30 protein-coding genes are annotated in these 25,710 nt (G+C 39.3%); 19 read left to right on the top strand and 11 right to left on the bottom strand.

The annotated features are described in order from the left end of the window. Nucleotides 1–83 precede the first annotated feature (83 nt). The 5 genes from FXV77_RS22605 to mobA all read right to left on the bottom strand — a co-directional run bounded on the left by FXV77_RS22605 (nt 84) and on the right by mobA (nt 3,079). Nucleotides 84–290 carry a GDCCVxC domain-containing (seleno)protein gene (locus tag FXV77_RS22605; protein ID WP_148917757.1) on the bottom strand — a complete coding sequence of 69 codons (207 nt, stop codon included), beginning with the start codon at nt 288–290 and terminating at the stop codon, nt 84–86. A gap of 1 nt (nt 291) precedes the next feature. Then, on the bottom strand, nt 292–891 hold the full coding sequence (gene merTP, locus FXV77_RS03270; RefSeq protein WP_148917756.1) for a mercuric transport protein MerTP: 600 nt from the start codon (nt 889–891) through the stop codon (nt 292–294). After that, nucleotides 888–1,262, bottom strand: coding sequence for an ArsR/SmtB family transcription factor (locus FXV77_RS03265; RefSeq protein WP_091100906.1), 375 nt, complete (start codon nt 1,260–1,262; stop codon nt 888–890). The genes merTP and FXV77_RS03265 overlap by 4 nt, the downstream gene beginning before the upstream one ends. Before the next feature lie 96 nt (nt 1,263–1,358). Beyond that, complete coding sequence (gene mobB, locus FXV77_RS03260) at nt 1,359–2,639, bottom strand: conjugal transfer protein MobB (protein WP_148917755.1); 1,281 nt, start codon at nt 2,637–2,639, stop codon at nt 1,359–1,361. Between the two features lie 8 nt (nt 2,640–2,647). Next, complete coding sequence (gene mobA / locus FXV77_RS03255; RefSeq protein ID WP_002993194.1) at nt 2,648–3,079, bottom strand: conjugal transfer protein MobA; 432 nt, start codon at nt 3,077–3,079, stop codon at nt 2,648–2,650. 689 nt (nt 3,080–3,768) lie between these two features. On the opposite strand from mobA, the gene FXV77_RS03250 reads away from it, so the two are divergent. Genes FXV77_RS03250 through FXV77_RS03240 form a run of 3 tightly spaced genes read left to right on the top strand, consistent with a single transcriptional unit; the run spans nt 3,769 to nt 5,584 of the window. Beyond that, the gene (locus FXV77_RS03250) at nt 3,769–4,536 is read left to right on the top strand and encodes a ParA family protein (protein ID WP_148917754.1); all 768 of its coding nucleotides are present in this window, start codon (nt 3,769–3,771) and stop codon (nt 4,534–4,536) included. 11 nt (nt 4,537–4,547) lie between these two features. Then, nucleotides 4,548–4,946 carry a DUF3408 domain-containing protein gene (locus FXV77_RS03245; RefSeq protein WP_002993187.1) on the top strand — a complete coding sequence of 133 codons (399 nt, stop codon included), beginning with the start codon at nt 4,548–4,550 and terminating at the stop codon, nt 4,944–4,946. 2 nt (nt 4,947–4,948) lie between these two features. Next, nucleotides 4,949–5,584 (top strand): hypothetical protein, encoded by a 636-nt coding sequence (locus tag FXV77_RS03240; protein ID WP_002993186.1) that lies wholly within the window; start codon nt 4,949–4,951, stop codon nt 5,582–5,584. Between the two features lie 60 nt (nt 5,585–5,644). On the opposite strand, the gene FXV77_RS03235 is transcribed toward FXV77_RS03240, so the two are convergent. Together FXV77_RS03235 and FXV77_RS03230 are read right to left on the bottom strand one after the other, a co-directional pair. Further along, nucleotides 5,645–6,439 carry a cation transporter gene (locus tag FXV77_RS03235; protein ID WP_094280386.1) on the bottom strand — a complete coding sequence of 265 codons (795 nt, stop codon included), beginning with the start codon at nt 6,437–6,439 and terminating at the stop codon, nt 5,645–5,647. Nucleotides 6,440–6,444: 5 nt separating this feature from the next. Next, nucleotides 6,445–8,616 carry a TonB-dependent receptor gene (locus FXV77_RS03230; RefSeq protein WP_148917753.1) on the bottom strand — a complete coding sequence of 724 codons (2,172 nt, stop codon included), beginning with the start codon at nt 8,614–8,616 and terminating at the stop codon, nt 6,445–6,447. A gap of 586 nt (nt 8,617–9,202) precedes the next feature. Between FXV77_RS03230 and FXV77_RS03220 the strand changes: the two genes are divergently transcribed. From FXV77_RS03220 to FXV77_RS22305, 16 genes are all read left to right on the top strand, one after another. After that, entirely contained in the window at nt 9,203–9,508 is a 306-nt protein-coding gene (locus FXV77_RS03220; RefSeq protein ID WP_115170698.1) for a DUF4134 domain-containing protein, read from the top strand. Nucleotides 9,509–9,519: 11 nt separating this feature from the next. After that, the gene (locus tag FXV77_RS03215; RefSeq protein ID WP_115170697.1) at nt 9,520–9,852 is read left to right on the top strand and encodes a DUF4133 domain-containing protein; all 333 of its coding nucleotides are present in this window, start codon (nt 9,520–9,522) and stop codon (nt 9,850–9,852) included. Continuing rightward, a complete protein-coding gene (locus FXV77_RS03210; protein WP_148917752.1) occupies nt 9,849–12,353 on the top strand; it encodes a TraG family conjugative transposon ATPase in 2,505 nt (834 codons plus the stop codon). The genes FXV77_RS03215 and FXV77_RS03210 overlap by 4 nt, the downstream gene beginning before the upstream one ends. Nucleotides 12,354–12,403: 50 nt before the next feature. Then, nucleotides 12,404–13,036: a DUF4141 domain-containing protein gene (locus FXV77_RS03205; protein WP_045755183.1), complete on the top strand. Its 633-nt coding sequence runs from the start codon at nt 12,404–12,406 to the stop codon at nt 13,034–13,036. A gap of 2 nt (nt 13,037–13,038) precedes the next feature. Beyond that, nucleotides 13,039–14,034, top strand: coding sequence for a conjugative transposon protein TraJ (traJ, locus tag FXV77_RS03200; protein ID WP_148917751.1), 996 nt, complete (start codon nt 13,039–13,041; stop codon nt 14,032–14,034). A 24-nt stretch (nt 14,035–14,058) separates the two neighbouring features. Beyond that, nucleotides 14,059–14,682 (top strand): conjugative transposon protein TraK, encoded by a 624-nt coding sequence (traK, locus tag FXV77_RS03195; RefSeq protein ID WP_148917750.1) that lies wholly within the window; start codon nt 14,059–14,061, stop codon nt 14,680–14,682. 11 nt (nt 14,683–14,693) lie between these two features. Beyond that, nucleotides 14,694–15,125, top strand: coding sequence for a hypothetical protein (locus FXV77_RS03190; RefSeq protein WP_115170691.1), 432 nt, complete (start codon nt 14,694–14,696; stop codon nt 15,123–15,125). 20 nt (nt 15,126–15,145) lie between these two features. Then, nucleotides 15,146–15,433: a nitrogen regulatory IIA protein gene (locus tag FXV77_RS03185; RefSeq protein WP_148917749.1), complete on the top strand. Its 288-nt coding sequence runs from the start codon at nt 15,146–15,148 to the stop codon at nt 15,431–15,433. Next, nucleotides 15,420–16,748, top strand: coding sequence for a conjugative transposon protein TraM (gene traM / locus FXV77_RS03180; protein WP_148917748.1), 1,329 nt, complete (start codon nt 15,420–15,422; stop codon nt 16,746–16,748). Before FXV77_RS03185 ends, traM begins: the two co-directional genes overlap by 14 nt. 28 nt (nt 16,749–16,776) lie before the next feature. Continuing rightward, complete coding sequence (traN, locus tag FXV77_RS03175; protein WP_115172071.1) at nt 16,777–17,679, top strand: conjugative transposon protein TraN; 903 nt, start codon at nt 16,777–16,779, stop codon at nt 17,677–17,679. A 21-nt stretch (nt 17,680–17,700) separates the two neighbouring features. Then, nucleotides 17,701–18,261: a conjugal transfer protein TraO gene (locus FXV77_RS03170; protein ID WP_148917747.1), complete on the top strand. Its 561-nt coding sequence runs from the start codon at nt 17,701–17,703 to the stop codon at nt 18,259–18,261. An 11-nt stretch (nt 18,262–18,272) separates the two neighbouring features. Continuing rightward, nucleotides 18,273–18,722 carry a DUF3872 domain-containing protein gene (locus FXV77_RS03165; RefSeq protein ID WP_115170688.1) on the top strand — a complete coding sequence of 150 codons (450 nt, stop codon included), beginning with the start codon at nt 18,273–18,275 and terminating at the stop codon, nt 18,720–18,722. A 113-nt stretch (nt 18,723–18,835) separates the two neighbouring features. Next, the gene (locus FXV77_RS03160) at nt 18,836–19,117 is read left to right on the top strand and encodes a molybdenum ABC transporter permease (RefSeq protein WP_148917746.1); all 282 of its coding nucleotides are present in this window, start codon (nt 18,836–18,838) and stop codon (nt 19,115–19,117) included. 112 nt (nt 19,118–19,229) lie between these two features. After that, nucleotides 19,230–21,278: an ATP-binding protein gene (locus tag FXV77_RS03155; protein ID WP_148917745.1), complete on the top strand. Its 2,049-nt coding sequence runs from the start codon at nt 19,230–19,232 to the stop codon at nt 21,276–21,278. Nucleotides 21,279–22,043: 765 nt separating this feature from the next. Next, entirely contained in the window at nt 22,044–22,427 is a 384-nt protein-coding gene (locus FXV77_RS03145) for a response regulator (RefSeq protein WP_115170684.1), read from the top strand. 143 nt (nt 22,428–22,570) lie between these two features. Next, the gene (locus tag FXV77_RS22305) at nt 22,571–22,777 is read left to right on the top strand and encodes a hypothetical protein (protein ID WP_148917744.1); all 207 of its coding nucleotides are present in this window, start codon (nt 22,571–22,573) and stop codon (nt 22,775–22,777) included. Here FXV77_RS22305 and FXV77_RS03135 read toward each other — a convergent pair. From FXV77_RS03135 to FXV77_RS03120, 4 genes are read right to left on the bottom strand one after another with little or no spacing between them, the layout of a single operon-like run. Continuing rightward, nucleotides 22,774–23,580 carry a PRTRC system ThiF family protein gene (locus FXV77_RS03135; protein ID WP_148917743.1) on the bottom strand — a complete coding sequence of 269 codons (807 nt, stop codon included), beginning with the start codon at nt 23,578–23,580 and terminating at the stop codon, nt 22,774–22,776. The two genes, FXV77_RS22305 and FXV77_RS03135, sit on opposite strands and share 4 nt — an antisense overlap. Then, nucleotides 23,577–24,302, bottom strand: a complete 726-nt coding sequence (locus FXV77_RS03130; RefSeq protein WP_148917742.1) for a PRTRC system protein B — start codon at nt 24,300–24,302, stop codon at nt 23,577–23,579. Before FXV77_RS03130 ends, FXV77_RS03135 begins: the two co-directional genes overlap by 4 nt. Next, nucleotides 24,299–25,468, bottom strand: a complete 1,170-nt coding sequence (locus FXV77_RS03125) for a hypothetical protein (RefSeq protein ID WP_115170674.1) — start codon at nt 25,466–25,468, stop codon at nt 24,299–24,301. The genes FXV77_RS03130 and FXV77_RS03125 overlap by 4 nt, the downstream gene beginning before the upstream one ends. 17 nt (nt 25,469–25,485) lie before the next feature. Continuing rightward, on the bottom strand, nt 25,486–25,704 hold the full coding sequence (locus FXV77_RS03120; protein WP_148917741.1) for a PRTRC system protein C: 219 nt from the start codon (nt 25,702–25,704) through the stop codon (nt 25,486–25,488). Between the last annotated feature and the right edge of the window lie 6 nt (nt 25,705–25,710).

Genomic DNA, 25,710 nt, shown 5'->3' with positions numbered 1-25,710 from the left:
TATACCCCTTTTATATAGTAATATTTATAGGTAGTAAAATAAAAATACTTTAGTTATATCGACCTTCTTTTGTTTTATACCCGTTAGCAACATTTTTTGTTTTGCTGAATAGGTGGACAAGGAACATTTCCATAACTACAATAAACACAACAGTCGCCTTGCTTTGGTTTAAGAACATGTTTGCACTTTTCACATTCGTAAAAATATTGACAAGCGTCTGTCGGCATTGTTTCTTCTTTCTTGTGTCCGCAGTTGGGACAAGTTATTGTTGATTGTAATTTGATTTCCATTTTAATTTTCTTTTTTGTCAGCTACAGAATATCCTGTTGAGTTTATTGCTTTTTCGATTTCAGAAATGTTTGTTTTTGAGTTGTCAAATTCTACGATTGCATTTCCATTTTCGTAAGATGCGTTTGAACTTATTATTCCTGTCAATTTATTTACTTCGTGATTTACGTGTTCGCCACAACTTTCACAAGTCATACCGCTAATCGTAAATTCTATTTTTTTAATATTGGATTTGTCCACTACTATGATTTGCTTTTCTTTCTTTGGGTAGAAAATGCTTGAATAGTATGGAAAGGCAAGCATAACGATTGCAAATGCTGTTACAATTCCTAAAAACATTTTTGACTGAATGAATTTTGGTTTTTCTTCTGTCTCACAGTTGCAGTCAATTTGCTTTTTAGGTTTCAACTTTTGATACCAAGCAAAACCAAGAACCAAAATTGTCAAACCGATAAAATACGGTCTGAAAGGTTCGAGCCAAGAAAAAGTAGAAGCAAGTCCGCTTGTTCCTGCTACTAAAGCCAAGACTGGAGTAATACAACACAATGAAGCTGCAATTGCTGTTAAAAGTCCTGCTCCGATTAGTTTTTTGTCAGTTTTCATAATGTTTCTAAAATTTTGTTTTCGTCAAGTATTTTAAAAAACGGTTTCAGCATTTTTTCATATTCCTTGGTCAATGAATAAAAAATAGTTTGGGCCTCCCTGTCTGTTTCTACTAGATTACGGTCTTTAAGTTTTCGTAAATGTTGTGAAACTGCCGAGATTGTCATTCCAAGAACGTCGCTTATATCGCAAACACAAAGTCGTTTTTCTTCGTAAAGTAGGAAGAGAATTTTAAGTCTTACGGTATTTCCTGCCAATTCAAGCCCATTCGATAAATAATCAAACGAATCGTTAAGCTCTAAAACCCGGTCTTTACAGCGGTTTATTTGTTCAATGTCTGCTTGTTGACGTATACAAGAATTATTACCCATAGTGCAAATATAGTTAATTCGTTTATTTAAGCAAATGCTAAAATACAATTTAACAAATCGTTTTAAAAGCAGATTTTAATTCCAAAAGATGACTTACTATAGTCTTCTTTTCTTTTTCTTCATCCTATTAGCAAAATCCTGTTCCTCGTAATCTTCCCCCTGTGCTTCAGGTATGAGCAAACCTCCAAAGGCTTCTATCAAACCGTCTTCGTGTTTTTCAGTATTTAAGAAGTCGAACAAATGATGTGGTTCTTCCGCAGGTAAATCCTCCGTATCAGTTGGTTTGGACAATTTTGGTAGGGGTGCAACTGGCTCTTTAATCTCCGCTTTGATATTATTGTTCCAATAATCATTAAAGGTATTGGCAGAAAGTTCTTTTGCCAATCGTGAACCGTTCCAAACGCTTTTAGAGTTGTGGTCAATAAAAGTCATTCCGTAAATACGACCAGTTTCATTCCGACGAACCACTACATTAATCCCTTGCTCCCCTAATTGTTTTTTAAAAGCCTGTTCATTGTTTGTGGATTGCAGGGCAATGGTAACGGCTGATTTTAAAGTCTGTTTGGTTGCGGTATCTTTCAGGGTTGTTTTGCATTTCGCAAAATGCAATTCCAAAGCCGGAAGCCCTGCGTTCTTTCCGAAAAACGAAGCCTTGAACGGATGTCCTGCTCTTTCACCTTTCTCATTCAATGGAATGTACAATAAACCCTGCTGTGCCTTTCCGTGTAATTCTCCCTCCACTTTCTCGGTGGTAATATTGAACAGGGAAAGCAAAGCATTGTATTCTCCCAAAGTTTGGTATTGATAATAGTTCGGCAAGTGGCGAATGACCGAAGCAATCTGACTTTTTATATCACTTGCCCGATAATCCACCGGACGAAAAACCTTATCATTGTGATTACGTTCTTTGTCCGTTGCGGGTATCAGACCGTGTTTTCTTTCCAGTTCACGGCATACACTCATAGACCGCATTTTCTCAAAACTATCCGAAATTTTCACGCCCTGTTCGTCCACGCAGACCGATACGATATGGATATGACTACGGTCAATATCGGTATGTTTGAAGACCACAAAAGGCTGTTCGCCGTAACCCATTTCCCGCATATATTCTTGTGCCATTTCCCGATACTTGTCATCGCTAACTTTATCTTTCGGGTCGGGATTGAGCGAAATATGCAAGGTGTGATATTGCGTATTGCGATTTGCGATAAGGTACGGCTCAAAAGATTGGGTTAATTGAGAAACGGTATATGCTCCGCTTGGCGTTTCAATTATCTTATTGGCGAACAAAATTTGTCCATTTTCGTTCTCCACTTTGAGCTGATTATATGCCAAGGCTCCGTATAAATTTGCGCTTCTACCAATTTTCGCAATCATTTCTGCTGTTATTTTTTCAGATATTTTACATCAAATTCTTCCGTTATCTGGACAATTTCTTTAAACAAGGCGGTCATTTCAGCCGTATGTTTTTCCAATTTATAGAGATATGCTGCTGCCTTTTTCTCCGAAAAGTTCTTATACAATAGCTTTACGACCTGATTATAATTCACGCCAATAGATCGAAATTGACTGTGAAACGAAGTCAATCGCATATAAAAATCAATTGTTCCTTTGTCTATTTTAACAGATTTTATCGTCTTATCGAAGATGCAAGAGGTTATAAAATGTGCCTTAACCTGCATACCGGACTTTTCAAATAAGTCAAGAAAACGGGCATGCTCTTCCTCATTAAAGGAAATCGTGTACCGGATTTTAGCGGGATCGTTTTTTAGAGGACGCCCGCCCTTTTTTAACTGCTTTCTGCTGTTTTCATTCATCACTAATCCATTTTTAATTCATACAAAACGCCGACTTCGGAGGACGTTTTCTGCCCCCGGCAGGGCAAGTTGTTTTGAGCATCGGAAATCTTTTCGAGATGCTCAAAACACAACTTGCCGTGTTCCGGTGAACACAAAAATCCGCCCTCCGGGACGGATTGGATTTAACAGGGAAAAACGGCTTGATGCCGTAGCTGTTAAAGTCCATTTTGTCAATTTGATTTTGCATAAATCCGTTAATAAAAATCTACTTACAAAGTAAAGCGCTCTTTACGAAAGGATTGCACTACAACAGAGTGCCAAACACTGCCTTTGAACGCCAAATACTGCCATACATCATTTACCGGATAAATCAATCGCTTTATTTGCATCAAAGTTTTAGGGCAGGTTGTAAAAAATGTAATGAGGATAAAAAATAAATTGGGTTTTAGTACAGAAATTTTGGAATAAAAGCATAGGGTTTTAAAAACATAAAACTGTAAAAGCATAAAAGCGGTAAAGCAATTTACAAGTTGTAAGGTTTTCCAGTTGCTAAAAATGATTACCCACCAAGCGGTAATAAAAGCAAATAACAATCAAGAAAATTTCCAAAAGGGGAATACAGGCATATAGGAAATAGGTACTATTTAAATAAACCAATATTCAAACCTGCCAAACAAATAAAATGTGTAACAATAAATCTTTAAATAATGGAAACAAAAAAGAAAACTTTAAAAATTAGTTTTTCAACGCCTAAAGGCGGTGTTGGAAAATCTACTATGACCGCATTACTTTCAAGTGTATTGCATTATCGTTTAGGTTTTAATGTCCTTGTAATGGATTGTGATTTCCCACAACACAGCTTAGCCAATATGAGGGAAAGGGATTTGAAAACTATTATGCAGAATGATTACCACAAAAGAGCTGCAATGAAGTTGTATCAAAGTATCAATAAAAAAGCATATCCGATTATCAGTTGTAAACCGGAGGATGCCTTGTCAAAGGCTTTAGAATACGTAAATCAATCTGCAATAGAGCCTGATATAACTTTTTTTGATCTTCCCGGAACAGCTAATACAAAAGGTGTGCTCACGACCTTAAGAACAATGGATTTTATTTTTTCTCCAATTAGTGCTGACCGTCTAGTTATGGAAAGTACACTGAGCTTTACTAAAGCATTCCTTGGCTTGCCCGAAACGGAGGAGAGTAATGAAGATCAGAAAATGTGGATGTTTTGGAATCAGGTAGATGGTCGAGAGAAAACAGGAATATACGAGGCTTATCAAAGCGTTATTAACGAACTCGATTTATCTGTGATGAATTCTCGGATAATGGATAGTAAACGTTTCAGAAAAGAGACGGACGATACACCGAACAGTGTATTTCGGTCAAGTCTGTTACCTGCCGAACCTCAACTAATGAAAGTAACGAGACTGGATTTATTTATTGAAGAATTTTTAAAAATTGTTAATCTCTAAAATAGTTAAGTATGTCAACAGATAAGAGAAGAAAAGATTTTGATAAGCCCGATGTTGATGAAGAATTAATCATGAATATCATGAGTGGTAATCAATCTGTTACTATACCCGAAGTTATTCAACAACAGAAAATACAGAAGGAAACAAAACCAAAAGCCCGCAATAGCTCCCTAAAGAAGGTGGATTATGAGGAGACATTTCTGGTCAATCGTTTTCCTTCAGGTCGAAACGGAAAGGTCGTTTACATTCGTCCAGAATATCACGAAAGGTTGTTACGTATAGTACAATTAACAAGAGAAGAAAAGACTACACTCTATTCTTATATCGACAACATTCTTGAACACCATTTTAGAGAGTACGGGGACGATATTACAGATTATTTCAACGAACGTTTTAAACCAATTTTATAGTTATGGAAATTGTAATAGTAATATGCCTGCTGATCGTCATTGTCCTGCTTTTGCAGGATAAGATTATCATTAAGAAAAGGTCAAAACAAAAACCTCCGCAAAAGAAAGTCAATCCGGATCTGCCCGATATTATGGGACAGCCCAAACCCGTAGAACGCCTTTCAGTGCCAAACACTGCCAATGAACGCCAGATTGAGGAACCAGAGGTAAATCCCGATAATTTAGACATTGAATACGACGAAAATGAAAACAGGAGTATTCAGATTCCGCAGGAAGAGCTGGATGAAGTTTTTAGCAATCAACCTGATTTTGAAGAAGAGGAAGAAGAATGGAACAGGTACGGAATATCTGGTGGCGATAATGGTTTTGCCCAAGGGGTTACCTTTGAAGAACTAAGCTCCGTGGGGATGTTGCTTCAGCAAGAAAAACTGGAGTCATCTCAAAAGGAAACAGCGATAGCAATCGTTCAGAAAATACAGGGAACCGAATTATTTAGTCTGCTGGAAAATTCTATAGCGGGTGCATCCAGTAAAATTGCCAAGCTATTGGATAGCTCACTCTCATCTGAAACGGAAATCAGTTCTTCCACTTTGCGGAACAATGATTTAGATGATTTTGATATTGGGGAGTTTGTCTGAAACGGAATTATTTTAATTGAGCCTGAAAAACTAAATTTCAGGCTCAACTTATTTTTACATTTACTTTGCCAACTTCAATATTCTGTAAGCCCCTCTTGCTACAATTACAAATACAATAGCTCCAATAATCAAATCTGGATAACTTGAATTGAGCCAATTAACTAAAAGACCAGCAACAATAACTCCCGAATTGATAATGACATCATTTGATGTGAATATCATCGAAGCCTGCATATGCGCTTCTTTACTTTTGTTCTTTTGTAAAAGATAAAGGCAAAATACGTTTGCAATCAATGCTAAAACTGAAACGACAATCATTGTCTTGAAATCGGGCATAGCTTCAATTCCCATACAACGTCTGATTACTTCAACGAAACCTATAATAGCCAGTAAGACTTGGAAGTATCCTGCAAATCTGGCGATGTTGTTTTTTAAAGCGATTGTTCCACCCACGGCGATTAATGCCAATGCGTAAACGACACTGTCGGCAAGCATATCCAAACTATCGGCTACCAACCCCATTGAGCCTGAAAAAACACCGAATAACATTTCCAATCCAAAGAACAGGAAGTTGATAATCAATACGATCCAAAGTAATTTCCGTTGCTTGTTGCTTGTATCTGTTTCAACAACGAAATTACTTTTTTCGGTTGAAACCAATGTCGTATTTAGATTCAGTGTTCCCAGAGCCAAAAAAATTGGCTCTGGGTTTCCATCGTGATAAACGTCTAATTTTCTATTGGCTATATCGAATTCCAATCCTTTTACCGTATCAAAGTCTTGCAGTTTCATACGGATTAATTGCTCCTCGCTTGGGCAATCCATTTTAGTTATATTGAATATGGTTTTTTCCATTTATTTTAAAGCTTAAATTTTATTCCTCCGTTAATCACAAATCCGTCCAAAGGTGCATAAATGTCTTTAAAAACTGGATTGGTTATTGTTCCTGTATAAATGCTGTCAAAGCGTGTTTGTCGGGTGTCGAGGAAGTTTTCAAAGTTGATGTACAGAGAAAATCTTTCCCAAATCTTTTCAGCCATAAATCCAGTAATAAAGTAATCTTTGCCCGTAGTTCCATTATTCAGTTTTTGGCGACTGAAATAATAGGCTTCCAGACCAATTTTCCATTTGTCTTCTATTTCATACATCAGGATGGAATTAATGCGGTGTTTTGGTGTTAAAGGGCTTTCTACAGTCGTTCCATTATGGTGTAATCGGGCATCTGTATAGGTATAACCCAAAAACAATTTCAGGTCATCATAACCAATTTTAATATTGGTTTCTGTTCCTTTGGTATGGATGTAGCCAGGAGAATTAACAAACTGATACAGATTTGCCGAGGAGTTTTCAAGTAACAAGGGATTATCCAAATAGGTGTAAAAGAACAATTGATTTATGCTAAATGACCAATCTTCCCCAATGTAGGTGCGGTAATTGATGTCTGCATTTGCTCCATAACTTTTTTCCAATTTATTGGTCTTGTCGTCAATGGGCATTACATTTTGATATTGTAGGCGTTCGCTTTCTTCCGTAAAAATGGTAGGTGTTTTATAGCCAAATCCACCACCAACTCGTGAAGTTAAGCCCTCGGCAATGTGGAATAGAGCCGAAACTCTCGGTAAGAATACCACCCCATAATCCACAACATAATCCGTTCTAAAACCTGTTTCCAATTGAAACCAATCCGTAGCATTAAAAGAATTTTGTACAAAAGCACCGAATGTAGTCTGATTATAATCTCTCAACGGAGATGCCATAATCTGCTTTTCTTTGAAATTATCCGTCCAAATATTAATACCTGTGACCCATTCCGATTTTTCAGTACTGTTGGTGTAGTTGGCTTCGGTAAAACTTGCTGTTTGTGTTCCCTCAAACTGATAGTTTGGAATGGTAGTATTTCGGTTAAAATAACTTACACTATTTTTGACTTGAACAGTACTGTTTTCATTGATGATATGGTCGAAAACAAATTGTGTGGAATAGCGTTGTGTTTTATTTTCCTCAAAATATTGGTTTGTATTATCTCCATTTCCTTTGATGTAAAGCATATCACCTCCCAAACGGCTCTCGATCGTTGTGTTGATACCGAAGTTCAGTTTCGTCTTTTCATTGAAATAAACGAAGAGCTTCGGATTCAGTACATAGCGTTCGAATTGTGGAATAGCGGATAGTCCGTTCTTAGCAGGATCATAAGCTGCGTTACGGTTATGGGAAGCAAATATAGTTGTTCCAATTTTATTAAACCTTTGTCCATAAAAGCCGTTTATATCCAAACCCCTGCCGGATGTTCCATTGAGGTGAAAACCTAAATCTCTCTCATAGGTCGGCGTTTTGGAAATCAGATTGACCAGTCCAGCGATTGCTCCGCCTCCATATAGTGTAGATGTAGAGCCTTTGATGACTTCTACTTGTTTGAGGTCAAGTGGTGGTATCTGTAACAAACCCAATCCACTTGAAGCACCTGAATAAATGGGGAAACCGTCTTTCAGGATTTGTGTATATCTTCCATCAAGTCCCTGAATACGAATACTTGCATTGGCACTGGTAGGCGAAGTGGTTTGTACGTGAATACCTGTGCTTTCCGCTAAAAGCATACGAATATCTCCCGGTTTCATGTTCCCTTTTTCGCCCAGTTCTTCACTTCCAATAAATTCAATACGGGTAGGGATATTTTGTATACTCCTTGTGCTTCTTGTGGATGAAATGACAACTTCCTCTAACTCCTCTGAACTTTCTTTGAGTAAGATTTCAATAGGACTGTTGTCAGCTAATGGAAATTCCAATGTATCTATATAGTCGTTAAAACCGATATAGCTAAAATGTATTTCCTGTATCCCATCAGGAATATTTTCTATTATGATGAGACCGTTTTCGTTTGATGTAGCGGCAAGCGAGGTTCCTTTTATAGATGCTGTCACTCCAATCAAAAGATTTTTGTTTTCACTGTTTCTAATAACAGCATTTAAAGTGTTTTGTGCAAATACACAGAGATTTAGTGTCATAAAAAATGACACAAAGACTATTTTTTTCATTGTATAAAAAAACATTAATGTTTGAAAAATGAGAATTGACGGTTTGTAGCACCGTAATCTGTTATTGTGCCGAAGACACTAAAAACATTAATTAATCTTAGGGGGTTGCCAAATGGAAGAGAGGAAGTCTGAAACAGCTGACGCTGTTATTACACCTAATTTCTTTTTAGGTTGTTGGACATAATTGGATGTTAAAGCATAAAAGGAAGTAATTACAAATCCAGTACAGGTATTGCATTTAGAAAAAGGCGAGCAACATTCCATACCGCAATCGTCGCTATCTTGTTCTTGACTATTTGTTGTTTGATTCACTAGGTCAAAACATTTATCTTCCATAAAGCTTGGCAAGGTCGATAAGACCAAAACCATTAATGCTAATATGTACGACAAGGATTTCATTTTACGAAGATAGTAAAAACCTCTCTCTTCCTGTCAACACCTCTCTATTTTCTTTAGCAATTCAGCCACCCACAGCCAAACAATTCCTCTCACTGCCACTTTGTTAGAACGCTTTGATTTCTGAAACACCTTTGTCACGAAGCTCGCAAGAAGCGGGAAGACAATAACAATTTAATGTGTTTCAATTATGAAAAAACAAAGAAAAAAAGTTTTGATGGCAGTCGTTGCAATGCTATCAGGAATGGGTGCATTCGCACAAGGAAACGGTACAGCAGGTATCACCGAAGCTACCCAAATGGTCACCTCTTATTTCGACCCTGCAACTCAATTAATTTATGCCATCGGTGCCGTTGTTGGGCTAATTGGAGGTGTTAAGGTGTACAACAAATTTAGTTCGGGCGACCCAGACACAAGTAAAACGGCAGCATCGTGGTTTGGAGCTTGTATCTTTTTAATCGTTGCGGCTACCATCCTTCGTTCATTCTTCCTGTAATCCTTTGTCCTATGAGTATTTATAACATCAATAAAGGGATTGGAAGAACAGTAGAGTTTAAAGGACTGAAAGCACAATACCTCTTCATTTTCGCAGGTGGATTGCTAGGTACGCTCATCTTCGTGATGATACTGTATATGGCTGGGGTCAATTCCTACATCTGCTTGTTTCTGGGAGCAGGCGGTGCATCACTGATTGTGTGGCAAACCTTTTCATTGAACAGGAAATACGGCGAACACGGATTAATGAAAGTGGGAGCAAGAAAAAGGCATCCTCGCTACATCATCTGTCGCAAGCCTGTACACCGCTATTTAAAATTCACTCCTAAATCGAATGCCGTATGAGAAATGTATCAAAAACGACCACATTGGAAAATAAATTTCCTTTGCTGGCTATAGAAAACAATTGCATTCTTTCCAAAGATGCAGACATTACCGCCTGTTTTGAAGTGCGTTTACCCGAACTGTTCACGGTCGCATCTGCGGAATATGAAGCCATTCATTCTGCTTGGCATAAAGCGATCAAGACCTTGCCAGATTTTACGGTTATCCACAAACAGGATTGGTACATCAAAGAGAACTACGCACCTGATTTAGCAAAGGAAGATCAAAGTTTTTTAGCTAAATCCTATCAACGCCATTTCAACGAGCGACCGTTTCTAAACCATTACTGCTACCTCTTCCTAACCAAAACCACCAAAGATCGGATGCGGATGCAGAGTAACTTTAGTTCGCTTTGCAAAGGCACGTTGATCCCGAAAGAAATCAGGGATAAGGAAGCGATCCACCATTTTATGGAAACCGTGGCGCAGTTTGAGCGTATCGTGAACGATAGTGGTTTTGTAAGCCTAAAACGCCTCACCGAAGATGACATTATCGGCACGGATGAAAAGCAAGGATTGCTGGAACAATACCTTACCCTTTCTAGAGAAGTCGGTACACCGATGCAAGACATTGCGCTTGGGGCTGAGGAAGTCCGTATTGGAAACAAAAGATTAAGTCTGCACACCTTGTCCGATACAGATGACTTGCCTACAGCGGTTTCAGCAGATACCCGTTTTGAGAAACTATCGACCGACCGAAGCGATTGCCGTTTGTCTTTCGCTGCTCCTGTGGGATTGTTGTTAAGCTGTAATCATATTTACAACCAATATTTATTTTTGGATAATAGCGAAGCTAATCTCCAAAAGTTTGAGAAGTCCGCACGGAATATGCACTCTTTGGCTCGGTACAGTCGGGCAAACCAGATTAACAAAGAATGGATCGAAAAATATTTGAACGAAGCACATTCATTCGGGCTTTCTTCCATACGCTCACACTTCAACATTATGGCGTGGTCGGAAGACCCTGCTGAACTCAAACAGTTGAAAAACGATTGTGGCAGCGCATTGGCTTTAATGGAGTGTAAGCCCCGACACAATACGACGGACGTTGCAACGCTTTATTGGGCAGGAATGCCGGGCAATGCCGGGGATTTTCCGAGCGAAGAAAGTTTTTACACATTCATAGAGCCTGCTCTATGCTTCTTTACCGAAGAAACCAATTACCACAATTCGCCATCCCCATTCGGGATAAAAATGGCGGATAGATTGACGGGAAAACCTATCCATTTGGATATTTCGGATTTACCTATGAAACGTGGGTTTATTACTAACCGGAACAAGTTTATACTTGGTCCGTCAGGTTCGGGAAAATCATTCTTTACCAATCATATGGTACGCCAATACTACGAGCAAGGTGCACACGTACTGCTCGTAGATACAGGTAATTCCTATCAGGGATTGAGTGAACTTATTAAAGGAAAAACCAAAGGCGAAGACGGAGTTTACTTTACCTATACCGAAGATAATCCAATAGCGTTCAACCCTTTTTATACCGATGATGGCATTTTCGACATTGAAAAGCGTGAAAGTATCAAAACGTTGATACTTACGCTTTGGAAACGTGATGATGAACCGCCGACCCGTTCGGAAGAAGTGGCACTTTCCAATGCCGTGTCCGGTTATATCGAACGTATCAAAAACGAGGATGTTTTTCCGTCATTTAATGGTTTTTATGAATATGTAAAAGGCGATTACCGCAAAGTATTGGAGGAAAAACAAGTTCGTGAGAAAGATTTTGACATTGCTAACTTTCTTAACGTACTCGAACCTTATTACAAAGGAGGCGAATATGATTACTTATTGAACTCCAATAAGCAACTCGACCTGCTTTCTAAACGCTTCATTGTTTTCGAAATTGATGCGATAAAAGATCACAAAATTTTATTTCCCATTGTGACGATCATCATTATGGAGGTTTTTATCAACAAGATGCGCAGGCTCAAAGGTATCCGAAAACTCATCCTGATTGAAGAAGCTTGGAAAGCCATTGCCAAAGAGGGTATGGCGGAATACATAAAATATTTGTTTAAAACCGTTAGGAAGTTCTTTGGTGAAGCCATTGTGGTAACTCAAGAAGTGGATGACATCATCCAATCACCGATTGTAAAAGAAAGTATCATCAACAATTCCGACTGTAAAATCCTGCTCGATCAGCGCAAGTACATGAACAAGTTTGATGAGATACAAGCCATGCTTGGACTTACAGATAAGGAAAAAGCACAGGTACTTTCCATTAATATGAACAACGATCCCTCACGATTATACAAAGAAGTATGGATTGGCTTAGGCGGTACACATTCCGCCGTCTATGCCACAGAAGTTAGTTTGGAGGAATATTTTTCCTACACCACCGAAGAAACCGAAAAAATGGAAGTGATGCAATTAGCTTCTGAACTCGGCGGAAACGTAGAACTCGCCATTAAACGTATCGCCATGCAAAGGCGAGAGAAATCAAATCAGTAACAATTATCTAACGATGAGCTCGCAAAAGCTCAGTTTAAAATTTTAAAACAATGAAAAAAATCATGTATTTGGTGTGTACGGCACTTATGCTTGCCGTAGCACCATCAGCGAAAGCACAATTTGTAGTCACCGATCCAGTAAATCTGGCATCGGGTATCCTGAACAGCGCCAATGAAATCATACAAACTTCCTCCACGGTATCCAATGTCGTTAAAAACTTCAAAGAGGTGGAAAAGATGTACAACCAGGGTAAAGAATATTACGACAAACTACAAGCGGTAAACAATCTGGTGAAAGACGCCCGTAAGGTGCAGCAGACCGTATTACTTGTCGGTGATGTGTCCGAAATGTACGTTCAGAATTTCGGTAAGATGATGAATGACCCAAACTTTTCTGCGCAGGAATTGGCTGCGATTGCTAACGGTTATTCGGCATTGCTGAATGAAAGTACGGAGCTACTGAAAGAACTCAAACAGATTGTAAGCTCATCTAGCCTATCGCTAAATGATAAAGAGCGTATGGATATTATTGATAAAGTGTATAACGAAGTAAAAGAATACCACAGCCTGGTACGCTACTACACCAATAAGAATATCTCCGTCAGCATTCTAAGAGCAAAGAAACAGAACAATACCCAAAGGGTACTTGAGCTGTATGGAACCTCCAATCAAAAATACTGGTAGTTATGGAATTCAATAATCTTCACGAAGTACTACGTTCCTTGTATGACGAGATGATGCCACTGTCCGCCGATATGGCGGCAGTGGCTAAAGGAGTCGCAGGATTGGGTGCTTTGTTCTATGTCGCCATCAAAGTATGGCAGGCACTCAGTCGAGCAGAACCAATCGATATGTACCCGCTACTTCGCCCCTTTGCTTTGGGACTTTGCATCATGTTTTTTCCAACCATGGTTCTGGGAACCATCAATGCCGTATTAAGCCCTGTGGTACAAGGTACGCACGCTATTCTCGAAAATCAGGTGCTTGATCTAAATGATTTACAGGTTAAAAAAGATTTGCTGGAAAAGGAAGCGATGCTCCGCAATCCTGAAACGGCTTACCTCGTCAATAACGAGGAATTTGATAAGAAACTCGATGAATTAGGTTGGTCGCCCTCTGACTTGATGACGATGTCGGGAATGTATATGGATAGGTTCGCTTATCAAACCGAGCAAGCCATTAAGAATTGGTTTCGCAATCTGTTAGAAGTGCTGTTCCAAGCGGCTGCGTTGGTGGTCGATACGATACGAACATTCTTCCTGATAGTCCTGTCCATACTCGGACCGATTGCCTTTGCTATTTCCGTGTGGGACGGTTTTCAGTCCACGCTTACGCAATGGCTCACGAGGTATGTCAGCGTTTACCTGTGGTTGCCCGTAGCTGACCTGTTCAGCTCTATGCTCGCCAAAATCCAAGTTCTGATTATCGAAAAGGATATAGCAATGCTTGCCGACCCGACCTACATACCCGATACGGGCAATACGGTGTACATCATCTTTATGATTATCGGCATCGTGGGCTACTTCACGGTTCCGACCGTTACAGGCTGGGTAATTCAGGCAGGAGGTGCCGGAAACTTTACCCGAAATGTAAACCAAGCTGCTATGAAAGCCGGAAACGTGGCGAGTGCCGGAGCCGGTTCGGCTGCTGGAAACATCGGAGGTCAGCTACTCAAAAAATAATGTCAAACGAATAATCATTTAAAAATGGAATTTAAAACACTAAGAAATATCGAAAATAGCTTTAAGCAGATACGCCTGTATGCGATTGTGTTTGCTGTTCTCTGCACAGGAGTAGTAGGATTTGCCGTATGGAAATCCTACAGCTTTGCAGACGAGCAACGTCAAAAAATCTATGTATTGGACAATGGCAAATCCTTGATGCTTGCATTGTCGCAAGATGCAAGTATCAACCGACCTGTGGAAGCAAGGGAACACGTCAGACGTTTTCACGAGCTGTTCTTTACACTCGCACCCGATAAGAGGGCTATCGAAAGCAATATGAGCCGGGCATTTAATCTTGCCGATAAATCAGCCTTTGACTATTACAAAGATCTATCGGAAAAAGGGTATTACAGCCGCATTATATCGGGTAACGTGCAGCAACGCATCGAGGTGGATAGTGTCGTGTGCAATTTCGACAATTATCCCTATTCGGTGCGGACGTATGCAAAACAGTTTATCATCCGTTCGAGCAATGTGACCCGACGTAACCTGATCACTTCGGGCTACCTCGTAAACTCCGTTCGTTCCGATAACAATCCCCAGGGCTTTAACCTCGAAAAATTTGCCGTGGTAGAAAACAGGGATATCGAAGTTATCGAACACTAAAAATTAAGGATATGAAACAGTTATATGATTTGGAAATGTTCGCAAAAACCCTGACGGATAAAGGCTATGACGGTTACTTCCACACGGAAGCTGCCTATGCAGATAAGTTGAAAGACAGTATCAATGGATTTTTGGAGGCTTGTGAGAAAGGTACCGACAAACCGATGCTGCCCAACATCTTATTGTTAAAGACTTACCTCCAATGGAATGGCGATGACAAGCCAAAAGTCGAATGCAACATGTGGGTAAAATACGAGAACGGCAGTTTCGATGTACAGGAAATGGATATTGAAAGAACAGACCGATACGGGCAGTTATTGAAGCAATCCAAACTGACCAACCTGACAACAGGGTCGGTTCCGACGGTAAAGGAAGCCATTGCCCAAGTATCCGAAAAACCTAAAGAACAGACGGTTTCCCGAAAACGAGGGTTCAGAATGTAATAACCCATAATCATTAAAGCATGAAAAAGTTAAGAACAACTATGGACAGTTTTTTTGACAGGATGGACCAAAGGTGGCGGGCTTTGCCCACAGGCAAACAGCACCGATATACATTATACTTCTTTGTCGGCTATCTGCTATTGACCGCAGGGGTCGTTGCCAAAGTATGGTACGATACAGGAAAGTCAAAAAACGATATGCACATCGAGCATATCGAAAACCCTGTCCTCAAAAAAAACGAAAGCCCTACAAGATTGCAGGATACATTGACAACAATTTTAAAAAATCAGATTTATGAAAGAAAATGAGCATAAAAAGTCGGTTGTCCGGGTAACCGAAGGTAACCCGAACGAAACCGCCGATGTACTGCAAGACGGTACAGAGAACAAAACGGAAAAACTCAAAAAGCCATTGATTTTTGGTTTAATGGGTATTGTTTTCTTGGGCTGTATGTATTTGATTTTTAAGCCATCCGAAGACAAAAAGGAAATCGAAAACGTTGGTTTGAACGATGCTGTTCCCGAAGCTACCGGAGCCGGAATGCCTGAAAACAAAGGCAAAGCGTATGAATTGGAAATGCTGGAACGCAAAGAACAGGAAAAGCGTAACGCTTTGGCAACACTTTCAGATTACTGGAACACGGAAGAACCGACAGACGAATTTCCCGAAGAAGAGGAAAGCTATGGTTATGGTGGTTCTCGTAATTCTGGACAATATGGTGACAATCCTGCCGTAAACAGCTACCGCAATATGCAAAGTACATTGGGGTCATTTTATCAGGATGATAACTCGGAAACGCTGGAACTCCGCAGACAGTTGGACGAGCTAAAAGAACAATTGGCGGAACAAAATGTACCCAAGCCTGTAACGGTTGATGACCAACTTGCCCTAATGGAGAAGTCCTACGAAATGGCCGCAAAGTATCTTCCTGCGGGTACGACTGTAAATACTGCAGAACAACCTGTAACTGCAAACGGTACGACAACAGGAGCTAATCAAAAAGAGTATTTCGTGGCATTTACTTCAGCAAGAAAAAACACGGTATCTGCCTTATATCGTGAACCATCAGACAGCGAGTTTTTGGAAAATTGGAGTGAAACCCGAAACCGAGGTTTTTATACCGCCGGTTCTACCGAGCAGGTTACACAGCCGAAAAACAGTATCAAAGCCTGTGTACACGATGCACAGACGATAGTTGGCGAAACGGGTGTAAGATTACGGTTGTTAGAGCCTGCAAAAACGCCAATCCGCACCATCCCACAGGGAACCATTGTAACGGCTAACGCCAAGTTTCAAGGCGGACGTTTGCAACTCAAAATTACCTCGATTGAATTGGAGGGAAATATTATCCCTGTGGATATTACCATTTACGATTTGGACGGACAGCAAGGTTTGTACGTTCCCTATTCGCCTGAAATGAACGCACTGACCGAAATGGCTGGCAATATGAGCCAAACAGGTGGAACAAGCGTAATGCTGACGCAAAATGCAGGGCAACAGGTCGCTGCCGATTTAAGCCGTGGCGTGGTGCAAGGCATTTCGGGCTATTTCGCCAAGAAAGTACGCACACCGAAAGTTACGCTAAAGGCAGGACACCAAGTCTTCCTTGTATCAAAACAATAAATCAATGTTGAACTCAAACAATAAAAAAATGAAAAATTTATTTAGGACATTTTGGACAGTTGCCCTGATAATCGGCTTTGCCGTAACCTCTTTTGCACAGGATAGTGCAAATGCAAAAACTCCGCTTGCATTGGGCAAGATAGAACCCTACAAAATGGAAGTTACTTACGACAAAACTTCGCATTTGATTTTCCCGACCGCTATACGGTACGTGGATTTGGGGAGCGAATACCTGATTGCCGGTAAAGCGGAAGATGCCGAAAACGTTTTGCGTATAAAAGCTGCTGTTAGGGATTTTGAACCCGAAACAAACTTTTCCGTGATTACCAATGATGGACGGTTTTACAGTTTCAACGTTTATTATAGTGGGTATCCCGATGTGTTGAGCTATGACCTGCTGACGATGCAAAAGAAAGTGGATAAAGCCAATGGTAACGATGTGCTTTTCGAGGAATTGGGAAACAATTCTCCGTCTTTGGCAGGCTTGTTATTGGAAACCATTTACAAGAAAGACAAGCGTATCGTGAAGCATATCGGGGCTAAGAGCTTTGGTATTCAGTTTATACTGAAAGGTATCTATATCCACAACGACAAATACTATTTCCACACGGAATTAAGAAATAAAAGCAATGTGCCGTTCAATATTGATTTTATCAATTTCAAAGTTGTCGATAAAAAGGTAGCCAAACGTACCGTAGTACAGGAACGTTCTTTGACACCGCTAAGGGCATACAAGCCTTCGGAGCAAGGCATAAGCGGGAAATCGACCGAACAGAATGTTTTCCTGTTAGACCAATTTACCATTGCTGATGACAAGGTGCTGCTAATTGAAATGTTCGAGAAAAACGGTGGCAGACACCAAACGCTTCAAGTGGAAAATTCAGATTTAATCAAAGCCCGTGTAATCAACGATATGCACCTGAAATTTTAATAACCTTTTAAAGAAAGAACAATGAAAAAGTATATCCATACCGTGATGCTATTTTTTATGGCCATCACGGTTTCACAGGCACAACAAATGTTGCCAAAGCAAAAAGGACTGGAAGTGAGTACGGGCATTTTGTCCGATGATAAAATCGGTAACGATTATTATATCAATCTCGGAATGACCGTAAACGGAAAAAATGGGAATTATCAAATCTGGGCTTTGGAGTACACGCACCAATACCACGATTATAAAGACCAACGCATACCGCAGGAAACTTATACTGCTGAGGCCGGTTACAGTTTGTTCCTGTTGGGTAATGCCCAAAAGAACATTACATTGAATGCAGGAATAACAGGCGTAGTCGGTTATGAAAGCATCAATCGTGGCGAAGCAATGTTGTATGACGGTGCGAAGATAATGAGTGAGGATAATTTTATCTACGGTGCTGGTGGTCGGCTGACCTTTGAAACGTACCTATCAGACCGATTTGTATTGGTTCTGCAAGGGCGTACAAAAGTCTTTTGGGGTACGGATCTGCGACAGTTCCGACCGTCGGCAGGCGTGGGGTTAAGGTTTAACTTTTAAAATTTAAAACGATGATAGAAATATTTAATAAATTCAGAATAGGAATGTTGCCAATATATCTACTATTGGCAATCCTGACAGGTTCTATTTCACTGGTATCTTGTAGCAAAGATGATGAACTCGAAATACAGAACGATTTTCCTTTCGAGGTCAATGTCATGCCTGTGCCCAAAGATGTTGCCAGTGGGCAGACAGTAGAAATCCGTATTACCATACAGCGTACAGAAAGTTACAGCAACACGCAGTATTCTCTCCGGTATTTCCAATTTGATGGACAGGGAACTTTGAGGTATTACGATGAGCCGCCATATCTTCCAAACGATTTGTACCCATTGCCATCGGAGCAATTCAGGCTGTATTATACTTCGGCATCTACAGTATCACAGTCCTTTGAGGTTTGGATTTCGGATAGTTTTGGCAATGAAAAACAGATAAGCTTTCAGTTTAACAGTAGCGATTAGAGCGATACCGTTAATATTAAAAGCAAACCGACTTTAACAGGTCGGTTTTTTACTTTTAAGCATCTAATGCAAAGTGTTTTGTTTAAATTTACTTGAATTATAATCTTACTGTTATGGATACGGTTACGGCTCAATTAGTGTTTGGTATTATTGTTATCGTGATTGCGATAGGGCTTCTTTATTGGATAAACCGCAGAAAGTTTTACAGACGTAGTGCAGCAGGCGTAGAAATGTTTTCAAGGTATTCTACTGCTGTAACTGTACGTTTTTTGGAGCGTATCGGCAAATGGGTTGCTTATGCTCTGATTATCCTCGGAATTGTATGTATATGGACGTATAGCCAAATGAAAAAAGATGAGAAAAACCAACACACAGAGGTGGAAAGCACAGGGTAGACAATAATTAAAAGTCATTAAGCAATAATTAACCAAGGTGATACCGTCGATGGTGCAGATATTTACGTAATTTTGTTAGAAACAAAGATGAGCTATCCAACATACGAAAAAAATGAAGTCAACCACTAAAAAGATAACTACTAATACGAGGGTAATAAAAGACCTCCTGACTAAATATAGAGACACATTTCAAGCTTTTCGTGAATTAATAAATAATTCTTTACAGGCGGAATCGAAAAATATTGAAATCAACATTGAATATGTTAATGAAGCAAATATTAAGTCGCCTATCAAGAGTATCGAAATAATAGATGACGGATTTGGAGTTCCGTTCAATGAGTTTGATAATAGGATTTTGGAAATCGGAACTACCGCAAAAGCCAGTGGTCAAGGAATTGGAAGATTTAGTTCTTTGCAGATTGGAGAATTGATGCACATTGAAACCGTCGGTTTTGATAAAATAGAAAAACGGTTCACTAAGACTAAATTCAGTATGGATACATTGGATTTTAATGATGCTCAGTTGGAAGAAACTGAATTTAAAGTTGACTATACATATCTTGAAGGAGAACACAATCCATATTACAAAGTTATGATTGAACAACTTCATCATAACAAGCAGGCGAAGCTCCCTAAAAGAAATAAAATACACGAACACTTTTTATCCCAAAATATTAGTCAAGCAATATTCGAACATTACCCATTTGAGATTTTTCACAATACCGTAAACTTCATTATAAATGGGGACGCTTTAAAAAGAGAACATTTCGTAATAGATAAACCATCAAAAAAAACGATTGATTATGTAGATAAAAAAGGTAAAACCCATACGCTAAATTTTTACTTCTATAATATCAATTCAGCTTTAAACAAAGTAAAAGTCTTTTTCCAAACTGATAACGCAGGATTAAAAAGTGTTGCACACGAATATACTTATTCGTCTGATTGGTATACATCAGATTTAGGCACTTGGTTCATTTATATCGAATCACCAATGTTGAATGCCGATTTGTTTAGAAATTTGGATTTAGAAGCATTAGGAGAGGCAGAAATAAACAACCTGAAAAATACTATTAAGGAAACGATAAATGACTTTTTCAAAGCTAAAAACAAAAGGTTCGAGAAATTTCTAAATTCCTTAGAAAATGATAAGTATTACCCTTATCAAAACAACGAACAGCCAGCTTCAAAATCTCAAGAAGTTCTATTTAAAAAAGTCGCCTATTTATTGGAAGATGAACATCAACTTATCCAAAAGGATGATAAAATAAGAAACTTCTTGTATCCGTTACTTGACAAAGCAATCAGTAATGGAAATATTGAATATATCTTCAACAAAGTATTAAAGCTTTCGGAAGAGAATTTAGAGAAATTTCAAAATCTATTAGAGAAAACTGATTTAGAAGATGTGGTTCATTTTGCAAGTGTTGTGGCAGATAAAACAGAGTTTTTAGATTTTCTCCATGAGTTAACATATGGAGAACTATCAAAATACTTAAAGGAAAGAAGTCAATTACACAAAATAGTTGAAGATGAACTGTGGTTATTTGGAGAAAACTATAATGGGACACCTAAACTATGGTCAGACAAAAAAATCGGCAATATCTTAATTGAATTAAGGGAAAAATATTTCAATTATGAACCGACAAAAGTCGATGAAAATTTAATTGAATTGGACGAAGGCGGATTGAATGACATCACTGATTTATTCTTCTTCAACGAAAAGATAACTGACGCTGATGTCAAGGAAATAATGGTTGTTGAATTGAAATCTCCCAAATGTGCAATCAGTAAAAAGGAATTGAATCAAATTGATGATTATGCTTTTACAATTGAACAACATTCAGCATTGCCAAACGAAAAAGTAAAATACAAATTAGTTTTAATTTCGTCACGTCTAACAAAATATGCTAAATCACAGGTAAACTCTCGAAGATTGAACTTTCCTGACAATCCATTTATGTACGACAAAAAAACAGAAAAAAACATAGAGGTTTATGTCATGGAATGGTCAGAGTTAATAGAGCAAAATAAACGAAAACTGAGCTACTTAGCGAATAAATTGGAAGTAAAAGATAAATCCGTAAAAACGAAGTTTGAAAAAGAATATGCTGAATTGGTTGACGAAAAAATATCCGCACAGTTAAGACTTGTAAAATAAATACAGGAACAATAGATATAAAAAAATGTTGAGTATCGGGTAACCTAAAAAGTTATCCGATTTTTTGTTTTTAGCAATTGTAAAACGCCAAACGCTGCCTTTCAAAGCCAAAGGGTTTGAATATTCACAAACCCTGTAATAATCCCGAATAAATTCGACTTCTATAGAAAAAATGAGCAAAAAAATGGAAGGTAGCGCAATGTACAAATGAAACCGAAGAAATCATCGCCCATCAGGAAATGATACTACGGATGCGAAACGGTATTGAAGAAATATTAAAAAGCTACCGCCCTGTAATGAACGGAGAAATCTACTTGTCGGGCGGAGAGATGTGCCGGTTGTACATATCAGCAAACGGACTTTACAGCAATATCGTAATGATGCTATACCGCCTTTGATACAGATAGGTGGCAAGATTATCTATAAAGAGAGTGATATTCTGATAATCTTGTAACAGAAATTATACCGGCAATAATATCCGTTGATTGCAATTAAATTTTGCTCTGACTATGTTTCTATCGGAATGACTTTAGTATATTTGCTAATGTAAAATAGAGAAAATACTTAAAGTGTTTTTGCTTTAGGTCTTGGTACTAAAAACTGGTAATTTTTGTAACCCCGAGGCAATAAGTAAGAACGCTCACGTTATGGCGTGGGCGCTCGCTTATTCGGGGTTAGGCGTACCAGTGCCTTAGTATCGGTAAGTGTGGTTGCCTACGCTCTTTTTTTGTAGGCCACCACAAACTAACATTTAAAATTGGTAGTATGGAAACTATAAAAAGCCCCAAACAAACCAGCCTCGCATTTATCAATGATAAAAGCCCGCTTATAGACTTAACCCACAATGATCTTGTTGCTTCAGGAGCTGATGTCTTATTCCGTTCGGAAAATGTTGAGGACGGTTTGTCAAAATTGTCGGCATTAACATCACTTCCCGAAGTCTGTATCATTGACCTTGATTTTTACGACAGGAACGTATTGGAACAGCTAAGGGAACTAAAGACGAAATACCCAAGTATCAGACTAATTGCCCACAGTGATATTGATGATAATGAAACGGTGAATGCTCTTTCGGAAATAGGTATAGAAAGCTATCTGTTTATCGGTAGTGATACGGACGACTTCAAAAAAGCCATTGAGAGAGTTTAAAAATGACAAAAGATATTTTAGTGGGGGAGTAGCGAAAATTGCACAGGAATATTTCAGCAACCGGTAACCGTCCAATTTCAATAGTATAAAATATCTGTTCCAAACAAGCGACGTTCTTTTGCTTCTTTTCTTTGGTCGCAGATGTGAAAAGAAAAGAAGTCGATTTTTCCAAAACCAATCTTTGGGATAAAGAATATCCCACGCATAATCTGGCAACCTGTTTGGAAAAATGCAGGGAAAGGAATGGTGTAGCGGTGCATTTTACAAAGTGGTTGCACCTTATTCAATGCGAAAAGGCGGTTCCGACCAACGGAAAGATCTGCCTTTTCGCCGCCGATTTTTTGGGTTAGGCGACCTCTACCGGTTGGGTTCGGAAATTTTTCAGATTAAGGAAGAACCCCCTGTTCTCGGTCATTCCGTTGCGGAACAATCCCCAAAGCAATTCACAACCCATTTGAGCCAATGAGCCATTGATAAACAAATCCTGTTTTTGCAATGCTTCCGCAAGTGAACAACTTGGCGTGTCGTCCTGCTGTTCGGATTGCTTCAGCAACTCCCCAAATTCTTCAGTAACAAATGGCAGACTTGCCACCGTTTCGTACTTCTCCGAATTGGGTTGCTCTATCTCTCCGATAGTGGATAATAATACCTGTCCAGTATGCCTACTGTTACCAAAGTCCAACCAATATTTGGGGGTATCCCTGTAATTTTTTCGGTGGCTGAATACACGCAATATTTCAGCTACATTAAAACGTGCCTGTACGTTATCCACACAGGTAATGGTAATGGTCGCTTCTGCTTCTTGGGGTATCATTCCGAAATTATCCCTTTCAAATTTTCGGTTCTCCGCTTTCCAATTCGTACCTATACAACGGTTTACACGGTTGATTAAAGCAACGGTTTTGTACAATCCTGTTTCGCTTTCAAAAAAACGCTGTCTGCCTAAATTGGCGGTCGTGATAATATCGTCATCCCACAACCTTACGGAAAGTCCTGCGTGTCCTAAAGCTATCAGACTTTCATTTATCTCTAACAAGACGGTCAATACTTTTGAGCCAGTGCCACCTGCCCCGATAAGGTTTACCGTTATCGGATTGGTCGGGTTTAACAGGTAGTTATCTGTAAAATGTACTTTTGTTTTTTCGGTATTCATCTGAGTAGGTTTTTAAGGATTTTATTGTTCTTTTTTAAAGCTTCTTTCGGAAAGGGTTTGCCCGTATTAACAAGGTCTTTCCATAGGTTTACAATGTTTTGGCGTGTCAGATTTGCAACCAATGAATGGCTGAAATAGGAATTGAAAAAATAATGTTCCCACGCCTGTATAAATTCCTCGACCGAAGCCGAATTTTTAATATCTATGCTTACCGATCCCATACATACGTTGCCCTTTTCGTAGATGTTGAAAAATGGGGCGTAATGCAATGGCGTTTTTTCGGTGGGTCGCCTGTCGCTTGCCAAAGCGAATACGGTAAGACTGCTTTTGTTAGCTATCCAAAGCATTGCAGGTACTTGTGCCTTTCCGTTGGTTATGCCCAGACCGTCCACAAAATACAGTTGCCTTTGCTGTGCTTTTGTGTACCATAGCACCGTGCCTTTATCGTTACTCGGGTTGATATGCAGAACATTTGTCGGCAAAATTCCCTTTGGCTTTAAAAAAGTTTGGCTCTTTTCTTCATCGGTCTGTAAAGACTTCGCCAAAACATTGGCTTCCTTTACGCTCAAGGGATGGGCGTTGATAGGGTTGCCGCCCCTGTCCATATCGAAATGCTCTACATACATTGATTTTTCTGTTCCTTTGGCTTCGTAAAAAACCAAAGCGGATTTTGGGTGGTATAATGTCCCGAAATCTTCGGTTATATCTGTTGCATCGTTCATTTTTCTACTGTTTTATAGTTGTGCAATAGTGTACATAGGTCATCCAATAACACAAAAAGACGATTTTCAAAATCAAGATTGTTTGTGGTTATTTCAATTCCGTCAAATTGTTTGGTAATGGTCGGTTCTTCTATCGCTCCGTACTCGTTAAATTCGTTGTTGATACTGTCCGAAAGACTTTCATATAGCCAACCTTTGGTATCAGCGATAAAGGAAATATACTTTTGCATTCCTATGACCTCATTTTCGTAATCATCGTCATAAGGGTCTTGCTCGGGAATGGGTGCGTTTCTGAAAACGGATGCTGTAGGGTATTCCGTATAGAGGTCAAACGCATTACAGGCTATCTGCCAACATTCCCTGTCGAATGTATCACGGCTTTTAAAAAGGTTTAAACGCTGTTCAAATACCGTTAAATTGATACGGTTGAATAGCCTTTGTTCTACGCTGTCGCCAATATATTCAGCAATCGAAAATTCACGTTTGTAGGTTTCCATTTCTTCTGTTTCATCGTCCTGTTCTACCCAATCTTTGTGCATCTCATATAGCCAATACAGATAGCTTTCTTCTTGCCTGTAATACGGAATATCCGCAATGTGGTACAGATAACTGTAAACCGAAATAAGTAATTGGGCATTCTTCTTATGCTTCGGGTCGTGAAGCATTTTAAAGAGTGGAACAATGGGGATATAATACAGGGTCGTACCTGTATCATACTTTTCCTCACTCACAAAAAAGGTTTTCTGACTGTCCTGTATCAGTTTTAAACTATCCCAATTTGCAACGGTTCGTTTCAATTGGTTATCCATATCCCACATAGCCAATACCATATTGTAGGGATAGCTGTAATCCTGTCGGGTCTGCATCGGTTCAATGCTGTAATGCCTGGCAAGTTTGGAAAGGGACTGATAAAAATCCCTTTCCGTTTTCTGACAAACCTGTACGGATTGTGCCGTTTTCAGTTTCGGCAGAAACGTACACTTTAGAAAACCATTGGTAGCATTGCTATCGGTACGGATTTCCCTTTGTCTTCCCGAACTTCGTTTGCATCTTTTGGTCTTTGCATCCAGTCTGCGAACTCGCCCAACTGTCGGTGTAATTGCCGTTGCCTTTTCTGTTCGGGTATGCTGATTGTTCCCAATATTTTGTTGCGTTGCATAATTCATTGCTTTTAAATTTTGGTTTAACCTTTCGTACCCATTACGCTTTCAAACCTGTACTCGACTGCATCGTCTTTTATCTTGGGTGCCGATACCTTTGCAGTCGTCAGTATCGGATACATATTGGCGTAATAATTCATCACGGCTTCCACGCTCCAACGTGGTTCGGGGTCAGTCAATGGAATATCCTGTCCTTTATCTTTGAGTATGAAAATTCTCGGTAATACTGTTGCTAATAACATAATGTT

The organism is Sphingobacterium phlebotomi, from assembly GCF_008180195.1.
Lineage (GTDB): Bacteria > Bacteroidota > Bacteroidia > Sphingobacteriales > Sphingobacteriaceae > Sphingobacterium > Sphingobacterium phlebotomi.
The sequence above is the reverse complement of the archived record's forward strand: the minus strand, read 5'-3'. Positions and strand labels throughout refer to the sequence as shown.

Excerpts from the sequence above, each read along its gene's own strand:
- FXV77_RS03160 (WP_148917746.1), top strand. The coding sequence starts at position 18,836 with ATGGATACGGTTACGGCTCAATTAGTGTTTGGTATTATTGTTATCGTG.
- traK (WP_148917750.1), top strand. The coding sequence starts at position 14,059 with ATGGAATTTAAAACACTAAGAAATATCGAAAATAGCTTTAAGCAGATA.
- FXV77_RS03250 (WP_148917754.1), top strand. The coding sequence starts at position 3,769 with ATGGAAACAAAAAAGAAAACTTTAAAAATTAGTTTTTCAACGCCTAAA.
- FXV77_RS03135 (WP_148917743.1), bottom strand. The coding sequence starts at position 23,580 with ATGAATACCGAAAAAACAAAAGTACATTTTACAGATAACTACCTGTTA.
- FXV77_RS03210 (WP_148917752.1), top strand. The coding sequence starts at position 9,849 with ATGAGAAATGTATCAAAAACGACCACATTGGAAAATAAATTTCCTTTG.
- FXV77_RS22605 (WP_148917757.1), bottom strand. The coding sequence starts at position 290 with ATGGAAATCAAATTACAATCAACAATAACTTGTCCCAACTGCGGACAC.
- FXV77_RS03155 (WP_148917745.1), top strand. The coding sequence starts at position 19,230 with ATGAAGTCAACCACTAAAAAGATAACTACTAATACGAGGGTAATAAAA.
- FXV77_RS03235 (WP_094280386.1), bottom strand. The coding sequence starts at position 6,439 with ATGGAAAAAACCATATTCAATATAACTAAAATGGATTGCCCAAGCGAG.
- FXV77_RS03205 (WP_045755183.1), top strand. The coding sequence starts at position 12,404 with ATGAAAAAAATCATGTATTTGGTGTGTACGGCACTTATGCTTGCCGTA.
- mobA (WP_002993194.1), bottom strand. The coding sequence starts at position 3,079 with ATGAATGAAAACAGCAGAAAGCAGTTAAAAAAGGGCGGGCGTCCTCTA.
- FXV77_RS03145 (WP_115170684.1), top strand. The coding sequence starts at position 22,044 with ATGGAAACTATAAAAAGCCCCAAACAAACCAGCCTCGCATTTATCAAT.
- FXV77_RS03120 (WP_148917741.1), bottom strand. The coding sequence starts at position 25,704 with ATGTTATTAGCAACAGTATTACCGAGAATTTTCATACTCAAAGATAAA.
- FXV77_RS03185 (WP_148917749.1), top strand. The coding sequence starts at position 15,146 with ATGAAAAAGTTAAGAACAACTATGGACAGTTTTTTTGACAGGATGGAC.
- mobB (WP_148917755.1), bottom strand. The coding sequence starts at position 2,639 with ATGATTGCGAAAATTGGTAGAAGCGCAAATTTATACGGAGCCTTGGCA.
- FXV77_RS03125 (WP_115170674.1), bottom strand. The coding sequence starts at position 25,468 with ATGAATTATGCAACGCAACAAAATATTGGGAACAATCAGCATACCCGA.
- FXV77_RS03130 (WP_148917742.1), bottom strand. The coding sequence starts at position 24,302 with ATGAACGATGCAACAGATATAACCGAAGATTTCGGGACATTATACCAC.
- FXV77_RS03240 (WP_002993186.1), top strand. The coding sequence starts at position 4,949 with ATGGAAATTGTAATAGTAATATGCCTGCTGATCGTCATTGTCCTGCTT.
- FXV77_RS03245 (WP_002993187.1), top strand. The coding sequence starts at position 4,548 with ATGTCAACAGATAAGAGAAGAAAAGATTTTGATAAGCCCGATGTTGAT.
- FXV77_RS03165 (WP_115170688.1), top strand. The coding sequence starts at position 18,273 with ATGATAGAAATATTTAATAAATTCAGAATAGGAATGTTGCCAATATAT.
- FXV77_RS03215 (WP_115170697.1), top strand. The coding sequence starts at position 9,520 with ATGAGTATTTATAACATCAATAAAGGGATTGGAAGAACAGTAGAGTTT.
- FXV77_RS03265 (WP_091100906.1), bottom strand. The coding sequence starts at position 1,262 with ATGGGTAATAATTCTTGTATACGTCAACAAGCAGACATTGAACAAATA.
- traN (WP_115172071.1), top strand. The coding sequence starts at position 16,777 with ATGAAAAATTTATTTAGGACATTTTGGACAGTTGCCCTGATAATCGGC.
- FXV77_RS03190 (WP_115170691.1), top strand. The coding sequence starts at position 14,694 with ATGAAACAGTTATATGATTTGGAAATGTTCGCAAAAACCCTGACGGAT.
- FXV77_RS03170 (WP_148917747.1), top strand. The coding sequence starts at position 17,701 with ATGAAAAAGTATATCCATACCGTGATGCTATTTTTTATGGCCATCACG.
- FXV77_RS03230 (WP_148917753.1), bottom strand. The coding sequence starts at position 8,616 with ATGAAAAAAATAGTCTTTGTGTCATTTTTTATGACACTAAATCTCTGT.
- traM (WP_148917748.1), top strand. The coding sequence starts at position 15,420 with ATGAAAGAAAATGAGCATAAAAAGTCGGTTGTCCGGGTAACCGAAGGT.
- merTP (WP_148917756.1), bottom strand. The coding sequence starts at position 891 with ATGAAAACTGACAAAAAACTAATCGGAGCAGGACTTTTAACAGCAATT.
- traJ (WP_148917751.1), top strand. The coding sequence starts at position 13,039 with ATGGAATTCAATAATCTTCACGAAGTACTACGTTCCTTGTATGACGAG.
- FXV77_RS03220 (WP_115170698.1), top strand. The coding sequence starts at position 9,203 with ATGAAAAAACAAAGAAAAAAAGTTTTGATGGCAGTCGTTGCAATGCTA.